7 protein-coding genes and 3 pseudogenes are annotated in these 12,429 nt (G+C 59.6%); 4 read left to right on the forward strand and 6 right to left on the reverse strand.

Annotated elements, in window-relative coordinates; translation table 11 throughout:
- Positions 1–12: 12 nt before the first annotated feature.
- The 3 genes from EOC83_RS27720 to EOC83_RS27730 all read right to left on the reverse strand — a co-directional run bounded on the left by EOC83_RS27720 (position 13) and on the right by EOC83_RS27730 (position 2,536).
- Complete coding sequence (locus EOC83_RS27720) at positions 13–855, reverse strand: anti-sigma factor (RefSeq protein ID WP_063170608.1); 843 nt, start codon at positions 853–855, stop codon at positions 13–15.
- The gene (locus EOC83_RS27725) at positions 852–1,394 is read right to left on the reverse strand and encodes a sigma-70 family RNA polymerase sigma factor (RefSeq protein ID WP_027162036.1); all 543 of its coding nucleotides are present in this window, start codon (positions 1,392–1,394) and stop codon (positions 852–854) included. The genes EOC83_RS27720 and EOC83_RS27725 overlap by 4 nt, the downstream gene beginning before the upstream one ends.
- A gap of 560 nt (positions 1,395–1,954) precedes the next feature.
- On the reverse strand, positions 1,955–2,536 hold the full coding sequence (locus EOC83_RS27730; RefSeq protein WP_206516556.1) for a GNAT family N-acetyltransferase: 582 nt from the start codon (positions 2,534–2,536) through the stop codon (positions 1,955–1,957).
- Positions 2,537–2,668: 132 nt separating this feature from the next.
- Here EOC83_RS27730 and EOC83_RS27740 point away from each other — a divergent pair.
- Together EOC83_RS27740 and EOC83_RS33050 are read left to right on the forward strand one after the other, a co-directional pair.
- Positions 2,669–3,031 (forward strand): annotated as a pseudogene (locus EOC83_RS27740) (saccharopine dehydrogenase C-terminal domain-containing protein); the annotation flags it as partial.
- Positions 3,032–3,810: 779 nt separating this feature from the next.
- Positions 3,811–4,008 carry a cytochrome ubiquinol oxidase subunit I gene (locus EOC83_RS33050; RefSeq protein WP_063170606.1) on the forward strand — a complete coding sequence of 66 codons (198 nt, stop codon included), beginning with the start codon at positions 3,811–3,813 and terminating at the stop codon, positions 4,006–4,008.
- Positions 4,009–4,564: 556 nt separating this feature from the next.
- Here the strand turns inward: EOC83_RS33050 and EOC83_RS27750 are convergent.
- From EOC83_RS27750 to EOC83_RS27770, 3 genes and pseudogenes are all read right to left on the reverse strand, one after another.
- Positions 4,565–5,461, reverse strand: coding sequence for an ankyrin repeat domain-containing protein (locus EOC83_RS27750; protein WP_063170605.1), 897 nt, complete (start codon positions 5,459–5,461; stop codon positions 4,565–4,567).
- Between the two features lie 2,749 nt (positions 5,462–8,210).
- Positions 8,211–8,591, reverse strand: a pseudogene (locus EOC83_RS27765) (pyridoxamine 5'-phosphate oxidase family protein); the annotation flags it as partial.
- A gap of 80 nt (positions 8,592–8,671) precedes the next feature.
- Positions 8,672–10,063 carry an FAD-binding oxidoreductase gene (locus tag EOC83_RS27770; RefSeq protein WP_013525274.1) on the reverse strand — a complete coding sequence of 464 codons (1,392 nt, stop codon included), beginning with the start codon at positions 10,061–10,063 and terminating at the stop codon, positions 8,672–8,674.
- 1,680 nt (positions 10,064–11,743) lie between these two features.
- Here EOC83_RS27770 and EOC83_RS33680 point away from each other — a divergent pair.
- Both EOC83_RS33680 and EOC83_RS33685 read left to right on the forward strand, forming a co-directional pair.
- The gene (locus EOC83_RS33680; RefSeq protein ID WP_342030153.1) at positions 11,744–11,989 is read left to right on the forward strand and encodes a hypothetical protein; all 246 of its coding nucleotides are present in this window, start codon (positions 11,744–11,746) and stop codon (positions 11,987–11,989) included.
- A gap of 209 nt (positions 11,990–12,198) precedes the next feature.
- A pseudogene (locus tag EOC83_RS33685) lies at positions 12,199–12,429 on the forward strand (ATP-dependent DNA ligase); the annotation flags it as partial.

Here is a 12,429-nt window from a genome sequence, read left to right on the forward strand (position 1 = left end):
GGCGGTCGGCTATCAGCCGGTCACGGTGGCGGCGCGGAAGCGCGCTACGAAATCGTCCAGCTCCGGCCGCTCCATGTCGGAAATCGCCCAGTAGGAGAAGGCGCCGTCGCTCCACTGCACCAGCGAAAAACCGCCCTCAGAGAGATCGACAGGGTCGGTCACAGCTCCGGCTTTTTGAGGCTCGGCGACAAGGGTGATCAGATGCTCGCGGTGGCGATAGACCAGTGCCGGCACCGCCCGGCCGCCGATGACCTCGACCCTGCCACCGATGAGTGCAAATCCGTCCTTGGCCATGTCCGGCGCCGGCGGCGAAAGACCGAGCCTTGCGTCGAGCCAGGGCTTCACCGTGTGTCGGTCCGACGAGACGATATCCACCGGGCTCATCGCCAACAGGCTGCGCTGGTGGCCGCTGGCTACCCCTGCGGCAAAGCCATCGGCTACGCCAGGCTGGATCGCCCATTGCGTTGCACCGCTGGCCAGCACCGCGCTGAGCATGATAGACGCCGCCATGGCGCGCCAATCGAATGAGCCGAAGTTGCGCGCCGACCACCCCGTTCGATTTGCCTTCGCTGGTGCCGTCGGCGATTTGGGGCGCAGTACCTCGACATTGCCGGCAGCAGCCATGGCTGCGATGCGCGCGCTGAAGGCGTCGCTGACTTGCGGCTTCGGAAGTCCGGCCACAGCCCCTTGCAAGGCCATGACGCGGGCATGTTCGGCCGCCAGCTTGGGGTCGGCGGCTATGCGCCGCTCAACGGCTATGGCCGCGGCGGCGTCAAGCTCGCCATCGACCAGCGCGTGCAGCATCAGGTTCATGCCTGCGGCATCCTCGGGCAATCCGTCGTTGTGCGCGCTCATTGCGCCCTCCCAAGGCCAGAGATCAGCAGGCCACGCGCCCGCGCCAGCCGTGACATCACCGTACCCATCGGCACGCCTAGCATGGCCGCGATATCGCGGTAGGCGAGGCCATTGATGTCGCGCAGCACGAGGGTTTCGCGAAACGGCTGCGGCAGGGCGGCGATCGCGGCTTCGAGTGCTACGGTATCTGCCTTGGCGATCAGGGTCGCCTCCGGGCTCTCGCTGTCGGGTGGATCGGCTGCGTGAGCGGAGCTCACCTCGTCGAGATCGGCGAGATCGCCCACCGAGACGATGCTGCGCGGGCGGTTCCGCGCCAGCCATGTGTAGCACGCATTGCGCACGATGGTGAGCAGCCAGGCGCGTGCATTGCCGCCGGCATAACTGGCGATGCTGGCATGTGCCTTCATGCACGCGTCCTGCACGACATCCTCGGCGTCGGTGGCATTGCCGGTTAGCCAACGGGCCAGCGAAAGCGCGTCGGCGAGATGAGGCATTACCACTTCGCTGAAGCGGTCGGCCTGCGCATTGCTGCTTAGCATTGGTGTACCGTGATATGCGCCTCGCCTTGAGTGCCCAGGAAGCGAAGATGGTTCTGTCTTGCAAGCGAACCCAGCGGAAGTATTTAGGGTCGCCAGCTGCGGTGAATGTGAAGGCAACTGTTTCATCGATGTCAATCACACACTGGACCGCAACGATTCATCCACCCCGATGCGTTCTCGCATCCGCGGCGTCTGAGCGCTCTCGATCCCGACTGGGCAGGACGTTTAAGGCAGACAGGCTGGGAGCCGCAAGCGGCCAACGCGTCGCCTTCACCTGGGAATGCGTCGACCATTGCCGTCGCGGTCGTCAGTGTGTGGGGTTGCAGGGGGACGTTCCTTCAAGGTCAATCAGCAGCGTATGCATGGAAGACCAGGGCGGGCGGCGTTTTATTCCCGGATAGCGAAAAATCTTCTTCGCAATGTAAATTGGTCCGCCCGAGCCAGCTTTTCAACGCTCTTTAGCCTGCGATATCAACCTTCCAGCTCAGCCGATCAGAGCCGGTCGAAATTCGGGCATTGCCAGAGCAAGGGTTTTGTCCATCACTTTAGCCAATTTCCGTCTAGCCGAGAATGAGGCGCATGGCGCAGCGCCTGCTTGCCGGCATCCCGTGTTCGATCTCCCGACGCAGTATTTGACGAAGCCGGTCTCCCGCATGCGTCTCGCCCAGCACCTGAAAGCCCAGCTTCGGATAGAAAGGCGCGTTCCAGATCACATCCCGAAACGTTGTCAGGGTGATCGCGACAAGGCGGCGCTCCCTCGCATCTGTGATTGCTTTTTCGAGCAAGGCGCGTCCGATACCTGAGCGTTGTCGGTCAAGGCGCGCAGCTAGTTCCCAGATGTGCAATGTGTCGTCCTGGATCTCCGCGCTCAGGAATGCGACCGTCCGGCCATCCTGCTCCACCGCTACCCAGCATGTGCCCTTGGCGATAAGTTCACGGTGACGCTCGACGGTTTGGTTTTCGTCATCGGCAATCCAGGCCAGCTCCGCAACTTCGCGGTAAGCGTCACCCTCCGACTGTTCGATATCGGGTAGTGCGTCCGCGTCAGCTACCTGCGCTAAATGGTGGTCATGGAGTTGCCGTCGTGGCTTCCAGGGTTCTGCAGAGAATAACGTTGGAGTGTCCCTCCGGCCAATCTGCAAACTCAGCTACACGCACAAAACCGGCCTTTTCATACAATCCTGGCGCCTGGAAATCGTGGCTCTGCACCCAGATCCGCCGAACACCCCTAATGGCAGCCTCGGCGGCGAAGGCGTCCAACAACTTTCGCGCATATCGTCGACGGGATAGATGAACTTGGCGTGCTTCTTTAGGGCCATTCAAGAAACGCGTTTTGGTACGGTTCGCAGCTCGCGATTGAAGACACGACAGCTCGTGCCCCATCACAATGCTACTGGGCTTCAGGTCACGTCGGCTGTGCTCGCAGGCATGGTCTGGGCGCTTGACACCCCGAGGCCGGCATCGTGGAAGTTGAAGATCTGGACTTCCGGCGCTGCCTGGAGATCCAGAAGCCCTATCTTGGCTCTCTCGTTGGTGTCTATACGGACTGGACGCCTGTGGATGGCCGGCCTGGGCTCTTCCCGGAGGACATCGACACATCCGATCCCTGGCAGTTCCGGAATGTGCTGGTTTCATGATAGCCGCCGGGCAGGGCAGCGGCGAAACGGGTTTCTGCTCCGGCAAAGCTGCCGACATGGTTCTCTCCCGGCGCGGAGGCAATTGGCGTGGACCGACGATTCCGTACGGAAGGTCTCGTCCAACTCGAGACGTTAGAGTTGGCAATAAGGAAATTGACCTGATGGATCTCACCACACGGCTTGTCGTCGCGATCGGGCTTGGCGCGCTTCTTATCGGGGCGTTCATTCTCATATAGCCGAATGTGACGTTTCAAACGCCTTTCACGCGTTACATTGCCTGTCGTGCGGCAATTCTGGCGGGACTGGACGGCAGCATCGATTTCTCGTCCTGCCGTCGCTTGTCCGTTGGTCGGATCGCCCTGTGCCTACCCAGAGAAGCGCTTTGACTAAGCGAGCTGCAAGCCCACCGAAGCATGGATCGCCGCAGACGGTTCCCATCGCCCCCGGGGGTCGTTGCGCAGCTAAGCAGCACAAGCACGCAAGCTAGGTGCGTGCTCTATCGCCTCTGGCGCGGTCACGCCTGAGAGTTGCAAGCCGTACGACGCGGCAGAACAGCTGGTTTCAAAATCCGGCATCGACACCGTCGCCAATTCCCATAGCTTGACCACGGCACTGAAAACGCGCTCCCGCCACAGCCGCCGCTACTACGGAAGGTGATGCGATTCTCGCCGGCTCGCCTGCATCCAGAGGGACGAGGACTTCGATCCTGTATTGCTATCGCGACTGCAGTTCGGCTGGGTCATCGGCTGGCACATCCTGCTGCCGGCTATTACTGTAGGATGGCCGCGTTCATCGCGATGCTGGAAGGCCTCAATTTCTTGACCGGAAGGGACATCTATCTCCGCATCTCGACGTTCTGGATCAAGATATTCTCGATTGCGTTCGGAATGGGCGTCGTCACCGGTGGCGATGGCCCAGGACGGCTTGAAGGCGCGGATCGAGGAGATCATGCCGAAATTGAAACGGCGGAAGGGTGAATGAGACGGCTTGCAGTTGCGCGCACGCGTACGCGTCCACCGAATGTGACATTAGCGCAACCTGATTGAGCTAACGAACACGCGAACAGAACAGTCGCTTGACGATCAAGGCAGACTGCGACAGCGTTTGCCGTCCGGGGGTAAGCGGCGCACGGCTCGTCGAGAGCTAGTAAAAAGGGGCAGGGGCCTTTCTCGACGAGCCTGCCTCGGACATACCCGCTCGCTAAGGGAGATCGGCGACAAGGTGCGGGTCGAGGAGATCACGCCGAAGGTGAAGAAGCGCTGACGTCGTCCTAACTTCAAATGAGCCCGGAGAGGTGGAATAGCCTGGCAACTCGCACGCCAAGGCCAATAATGGTTTGGCCATCATTGGCGGCGAAATCCCAACCGAAAAATGCTGCCCAGCCAAAAAGCAGGATTGAGAAGCGCATTAGCACATTCTAAAATAGATAAATTGAATAAGCGTTAAAGGCTTCTTTTGCGCGCTGGCATTGGCAGGGCTTCCCCAGTGCGCTTTTACAAAGGGGCGATACTGGGGAGGGACCAGGGTAGGGGTTCAGGGCAGCGGAATCGGCTTGTCGCTGAGTGTGCGCAAGTACGCGATCACGTTGACCCGTTCGGTCTCGTCCGGGACACCGGGCGTCTCCATCTTGACGCCCGGCGTTGTGAGCATGGGCCCGAAGAGATATGTGTTCAGGTCCTCATACGTCCATACACCCTCCCAGCCCAGCAATGTGTCGGAGTAACGCATACTTGCCATGGATGCCTTGTCGCGGCCGACGACGCCCCACAAGTTGGGCCCCGTCTTGGTCTCTCCCTGTGGCTCGGCATTGTGGCAACCGTGACACACATGGGTGAAGTAGGTTCGGCCTTTCTCGACATCCGCATTTGACAATTTCATCGAGATAGGGGCTGGCGTTGGCAAGACGACGCCGTGCGACAAGAGATAGGCGGCAACTTCATGTTGCCCCTTGAATTTTGCCATGTGGAGCGGTGTCTTGCCGTCCTTTGTCTTCGCATTCACATCGGCGCCGGCCTCGACCAGTGCCTTCACGCAATCGAGACAGCCGGATCTGACGGCGATGTGAAGGGCGGATTCACCGCCGCGCTGCGCATTTGGATTTGCGCCCCCCTGCAGCAACAGATTGATCAAGTCGACCCTGCGTTTTGCCAAAGCCGGCATGAGGGGAGGTCCCAAAAGCGGCGTCGGGGCAACGTTGGCGTCGGCACCTCGTTCCATGAGCAGTTTTGCCGCCGCAAGATGCCCGCCCCTAACCGCAAGATAGAGCGGCGTTGCTTTTCCATCGCTCTCGTCGACGCCGGCACCGGCGTCGAGCGCTGCCGTAATTGCCGCGACATCTCCCTTCACGGCGGCGTCGTGAATGGCGGCGGCATGCGATACAATCGGGATGTGTGCAATCAGCAGTGAAATGAAAAGCAAGGACATGCGCATTCGGCACCCCTGTGTCAAACCGGAGGACGCGGCACGCTGCGAGAAGGGATGACTTTAGTCCGAATGCTTAATCGCGGCAATGTATTTCAGCAACTGCTGTCGTAGCACATGAGTTGTCCGGATTAGGTAGCACGCGAGTTGTCCGGTTTTATCGCCAGCGAATGGAGGCTGGGGATGAAGCGGGCAGCGTGGCTAGAGGACCGGAGAATGCAGAAGTTTCGGGATTATTGAGCCGCTGGAATGGCGGCGATCTTTCGATGATGGAGGCAGGCGAGTTGCTGGGCATGTCGGAGCGACAATTCCGGCGTTACCGCGAGCGTTACGAAGAGGCGGGGGAGGCTGGGTTGCTCGACCGGCGTTTGGGCAAGCTTTCGACGCGCCGGGTGCCGCGGAGGGGATCGAGGAGATGCTGGAACTTTATCGCCACCACTACCTTGGCTGGAACGTGAAGCATTTCCACGAATACCTGCTGCGCGATCATGACTTCAACTGGGGCTACCCCTTCATCGAGACGCAGCTTCATGCGGCTGGGCTGGTGGAACGGGCCAGGCGGCGCGGTGCTCACCGGCGCAAGGAAGTCGTGCGAGGGGAACCTCTACAAATCCGACGGACCTCACGGTCGTCTCGAACACTGCACGAGACAGATTTGCGGGCATTCGGAACTTGCGTCGTATCCCGGCCTTCAACTCACCCCGCTCTGTAATAAAGCAGGCCATTGCTGCGTCCTTCCGTGAATCCAGCGCGAGCTTCTATGAAGCCGGAGCGGTTCTCAATTACTGCGGATACCACCCGAGGTTCGGTTTCTCCGCCGTCAACACTGGACGACAGGTTCTGGATTTTGAGAGCGTGCTCTCTTTGGATCAGGAGGCCGCCATTCCGTCCAACCCAAGCAAGTGGTTTGGTCAGACCAGACGGACCCTAAGCTGTCGTTCTCATTAGGTCGCGATTTCTAAGCAGTGCTCAGGAACGAGCGCTGGCTTCGGCAGCACGATTTTCTACGCGAGCCGATCCAGGTACATCTTGAGCGCCGAGATGGGCTGATGATCGAATTGAAAGACGTCAGCTCAGGCGAATTGTCACTGATTTCATCGCTGGTGTTCCTAAGCACCGCGGAGCGAGGCCATTAGCCTGTTTTCCTCATCGACGAACCCGAGGAGCCTTCACCCGAACTGGCAGCGCAAGTATGTCGAACGTGTAATGACCTCCACATACTACAGGCAGCCCCATGTGGTCATCGCGACCTATGCGCCTCTTGTCGTTAGACGCGCCTTGGCGTGGTCCAAGGACGTCGGTGGTGTCTTCCAGATGGTCAACGGCTGGCCGGTGCGCATTCCGCTCGTGGATTCGACTCCCACGAGTATAGAAGAGGTCCTTTGGCGAGCCTTCGATGTGGTTACGCCTGCTAACCATTTCGCCGTGAATGAGGCGAGGCGGGCTTCTTGCTCTACGTTGAAAGCCACTGAGGGTGAGCCCGCCGCCTATTGGGGCGCCGGCGGCGGACCCTGTGTAAGCGGCTACATCCTTTTGAATCGACCGCTCAGAGGGTCAATGTGCCACTTGAAGGTGAGTTCCCTTTAGGATTCTAGGCAGTGCGGTTTGCGTAGCGTCCAGATCGCCATGCGACTTCGATTTTCAAGCGCGACATAGGCCATCAGGCGTAGTTGTAGCAAGACCAGTGTACCGGTAGCATATGGAGCCTGGACATTAGGCCCACCCTCGTGCCCAGCTATGGTCGGCACGGTCGCTCAACCCGCTTTTGGTCTGCCTGATCGTGCCGACTACCGCCCCCAGGGCTGCCCCTTCCAAGGGTTTGTGCTTTGGTGGCGATTATCGGCAGTCGGACAGGAACGTAAGGTGAAACTAGCGAGGACTTTGCGCGGCTCCGCTACTGCGGGATTGCGCCTAGTTGCAACGGCCAGAACAAATCAAGGCCAAAAGCGAGCCGCTAGGCGCTACCCAGCCGTAGACTCAAAAGAATGGCCGGTGCGGGGACGCTTAGGTTGGAAAGCGTGGGCCGCACCGGCCATTGCGGGATAGCTCTTAGGGATCGTCCCCCGCGCTGCCTAAGTTATAGGCATATTAGCGATTGCTCAATTGAGACTGAAGTCCCTACCCAACCGTAGGGGGATAGCTAAATCCAGCTAGGGGAAAGACCGTTGCGCAGAAAACCAAAGGAGCTGCACGGCTGGCGATCTGTGCACATGACGCCGACCCATCCAACGTCTGTCCTTAAGCCGGTGAGGGAACACCTGAACCGCCAAGGGGCGGCGGACATGAAGGCGTACCGCCCGGCGGGCAACGCCTGAAATCCAACATCCTGTTGAATTGGCCCGCTGCCGAGAGGTGGCGGGCCTTAATCTTTGTGTTGAACGATGTAGCTATTGCTGACGGCGTTGCTCCCAACACCGCGCGTGACAACAACGGTGGTGTACCCGGCGGGCAGGGAACCGGTGACAGTCTCGTCGAGGGGATGACATCGTCCGACGATTTCCCCATTTGGCGCACCTGCGAGCCTGTCTTTCAGAGATGCCTTACACACGTCAAGCGACGCATATGTGGTCGGCGCGGCATCAATGGGCCTGCAGACGACAGCCTCGCCTGGGCTGCAAGAGAGTAAAAGCAGTACTGCTGCGGTTGCCGGATCCATTGTCGAAGCTCCACTGAGACGAGCCTCAACGCAGATCGACGGCCTTTGTTGCACAGGCAGCCCTGGCGGCGGCCCGCTGCCGAGAGGTGGCGGGGCTAATCCCTATTTCGCAAGCGAGTTGCCGGACAGCTCAAAAACCATCGGCTCGCCTCTGAAATCGGAATAGCGAATCCATCGAGGCGAAATCGTAAAAAGTTGTGCTCCTTGCTTTAGAAACTCCGCTTCAAGCGGACAGTTGGCAACGTGGACATCTCTCAACCGCTGTGATTCGTTAGCCTTGGCAGGTCGGGCCCGGCCTTCGATTTGAACCGTGACATTTTCATCCCAGCCGATCACCATGGCGATCCGGCTGTCTCGTTTGATATTTGCCAGCTTCCGACTTCCGGGAAAGCTGTCGAACACGATGTTGAGGTCGTCGCCCAACGTCACCTGTATGACGGCTGCCTCTGGAGACCCGTCCGGATGCACGGTGCTGATAGCCCCGAGCTTATGCCTAGGTGCCCGCGATCATGCTGACCCCAAGGGAACTTTCGATCAGTTCGCCCCAGTTTGTCGAAGGGCGCTTAATGTGTCGCGGTCGAGATGTTTTGGTTGACGCTAAAAAAGTTGGTCGGGTCGTATTTGCTTTTCACTTCCGCAAGCCGTCTGTAGTTTTCGCCGAATGAGGCGCGGATAACTTGGTCCGCGGGCTCGCTCTGAAAGTTCAGAAGGTGCATCCCGCTCGAATGCGGCTCGAACGCATCATACATGGCGCGTACCCAGGCAATATGCCTTTCGCTTTCGGCCGGATCCACCCACTGCGCGGTCATTCCTATGTTGTATTCCGCGCCGCGCTGGGCGAAGGCGGATTCAGCGCGACTGATCCTGCCTGGCGCGCCGCCATAGAACTCTACGATGCAGGCCGAAAGAGGCGACTTCATGCGATTTCCATGCTCGACAAGCAGGTCTATGATCGTGTCGGTAAGTTGCGGAACGAAGCTCGCCTTCCAGAAATTGTGGGTGCCGTCCGGGAAAGCGCCGTCAAGCAGCTTCTGCATCGTCGGGAAGGGCATTAGCTGGATGGCATCGAGCATTGGGGGACCGAAAGCTCGCAGCGGCGCCAGCACACGTGCGCCTTCTACCACGTCACCGCACCAGCATGCGATTACGCCGATCGCCGGCATGCCGTCCGGTGTCGTCAGCATGGCCGCGTAGGCAGTCAGTTCCTCCGGTGCCGTGGCCATGAAGTCACGATAGAAGCGCAACACCTCACCGGACTTGTCGCGTGCGTGAACGATCAGGCCGCCGAGCACTGAAGATATTTGCTGCGCCCGGAAGGTGAAGCAGGTGACGATGCCGAAATTGCCGCCGCCGCCGCGCAAAGCCCAGAACAGGTCGGGGTGTTCTTCCATGCTGGCCGTCAGCAGGTTGCCCTCCGCTGTCACCAGCTCAAACGAAATCACATTGTCGCAGCTCAGTCCGTACTTGCGCACCAGCCAGCCTACGCCGCCGCCGAGCGTCAGACCGGCAACGCCGGTCTTAGAGACGACGCCGACCGGCACCGCCAACCCATGCAAATGCGTCTCTCGGTCGAGATCGCCAAGCGTCGCGCCGCCCTGAACTCGCACGGTCTGGGTCTTGGGCTCAACCATCACGCCACGCATGGCGGAGAGGTCGATCACGATGCCGTTGTCGCAGAGCGCGCGCCCGGCGACATTGTGACCGCCCCCACGCACCGCGACAAGAAGGTCGTTTTTAGAAGCGAATTTCACTGCGTGGATTACATCAGCGACACCGAGGCAGCGTGCGATCAGTCCAGGGTGTCGATCAATTGCCGCGTTCCAAATACGGCGTGCCTCGTCGTAATCGGCATCAGCGAGCCGGATAAGGCGGCCAGCCAACCCCGAAGCGAACTCATCGATGAGGTCGGCGCCAATCGGCATGCCATTGCGACTTTGAAGCTGCGTCTCTAACATATCCTCCTCCTCAAGCGCGTAAGCTCAAGCCTCGCGGTGAGAAGTAGCATAACACCAGTTGGCGGGCCTGTGACGCCGAAAACACCTTCGATCCGATAAGTGGCGCTCGGTGCGGAATGGCCGCTTTTGCCAACTGGATTCTAGGAAGCTGCCAGTCGGCTCGCGGCCCCATGACAGTCACATCAAGCAACGGAGAGGCGCACGCCACCAGCCGAGCAGCTCGCACACCACGGTATACCTCGACTAACGTAACACCGCCGCCGGTTGCGGCGTAACATCTGGGTGGATCGACTATCTGTGACAGGGTAGCGTCACGCCTAAACCTTGAGGTGACAGGGCCGCAGATAGCGAGCCATCGGGCAAAAATCGAAAGGCCGGAAGGGTTGCCGTACGGTTTTACAAGGCAACGACGCTAGGTCGTTCCAACAAAAACCGCGCTGTCGAGATTGGGTCATTGCACTGTTCCCATTCGGTGCTTTCCCCATGAGAACTGCCCACTGGCCTGACGGCTGGCGGGCTTTTTTGTATCAGCGGAACCTTATTACTCATGCTCAGTTCTTGGCGGCAGCGCCCCGCACGCTGCTGGCCAAGGAAAGGCAACCCTTGGCCGGGCCCGCATCGGTCCTCACCCAAGCGGTGCGGGCCCACTGTCGATGCTGCCGAGCCCGTCTTCACACCCTTGGGCGTATCTTTCGAACAGTTCCACCTTTTCTGGATAAGGAAGGCGGTGTAAACGCTGGCAACCTTCGCACCGATAGTGGGCGGCAACGATGAACCAACGCCCTGGCTTGGTGAACTCGTTTCCACATCCGGGGCATTTGAGTGTCATCTCAACCGAAGATAGTTTCTGGGAGAGCGGCATCAGGTCGCGTAACTCAAACTGCCGACGCCAGAATCAGCGTTATCCCCACCACCATCGACGCATAGATCGTGGCTAAAGCACGATCGGTCGAGGAATACTCGGCGGGTGTGCGAGGCCGGCGAAGTCGGGGCCTCGGAATGTTTCGGTGCCCACGGGACGTTGGCGGAAGCGTTGTCATTGCAAGCGCGCAAAGATAGACGCTGGGCTATATCGGCGGCGATCAGAGAATAGTCCGCCACCAATTTCGACCTGTCCGAGACAATGGAGATTTCACGTTGCAACATCGCGCGCCTCCCATGAGTTCTCCCAACTGACGGGTCTAAATTATGTTCCGCCAATTTTGAGAGGGGTGCTGCTGCCGATGTGCTGGCGCGGCTAATCTACCAGCAACAGGAGCGGCTTGCTTTGGCTGCTCGTGCCAAATCACCTGCCGCAAGTCGCGCATGTCGACCTGCTGTCCGCACGTCGGGCAGGTATAGAAGTTGTCGTCCTCATCGGCTGGTTCGCCGCCGTGCTCCTTGCCGGGAATGGATGGTCCACGTCGGACGGCCTCGCCATGGCTGTCAAACAGTCAAATCGTCTAAAATGTTCCGGAACCATTTTAGCGCATGCTAAATTGAAACGCAGTCTTGCGGGTCAGTTCATGCGTCTGAAGTTCATCAGGCCAATGTTTCCCAGGCTTGTCGAGGTCCCCCCGACAGGAGACAACTGGATTCACGAAATCAAGTACGATGGCTATCGGACGCAAATCATAATCGAGACGGCACGGCCCGAGCGATCACCCGGAGGGGGCCTACGACTGGTCATCGACGTACAAGATGATTGTCGAGGCGGCGGCAACCCTTTCCCCCAAGTCGGCAATCATCGACGGCGAGGCAATCGTCCTCAACGGGAAGGGCGTGTCGGATTTCCATTCGCTGCGGTCCGCGATGCGATGGGCGCCGGATCGGATTATCTTCGTCGCCTTCGATCTACTGCACCTGGACGGGGTCAACCTGCGCCCAGCACCTCTGCTGGAACGTCGGGAAAGCTGCTCGAACTCGTCGGGCCTGCCAAGGGCGTGATCCAGTACAGTCACCATGTGCATGGCGGCGGGGCTGACTTCTACGCTGCGGTTGATCGCATGGGCCTGGAGGGCATGGTGTCGAAGCGGCCTGACAGCGTTTATCGGTCAGGCGACACCGAAGCGTGGCTGAAAACCAAATGCTACGAGGAAGTCGACTTTGAAGTGGCAGGCGTGCAGCTAAAACCGGGATCGGCACCACTCGCTTTGATGGCAACCCGCGATGCGGAACGCCGCTATGTCGGATCGGCTCACATCGCGCTGACCAAAGCCATGCGAGAACGCCTGTGGGCCAAGGTGCAGGAGGGGAAAGGCACGCCACCGAAGGGAGCCGACAAGCCAGACGCCGAATGGATCAAACCTGGCCTTGTCGGACGAGTGAAGACCCTTAAGCGCGAGGACAAGCTACGCCATGCGACTTTGCGGGCGATCCGCGAGGCG

The organism is Mesorhizobium sp. Primo-A (genome assembly GCF_003997175.1).
GTDB classification, from domain to species: Bacteria; Pseudomonadota; Alphaproteobacteria; order Rhizobiales; family Rhizobiaceae; genus Mesorhizobium; species Mesorhizobium ciceri.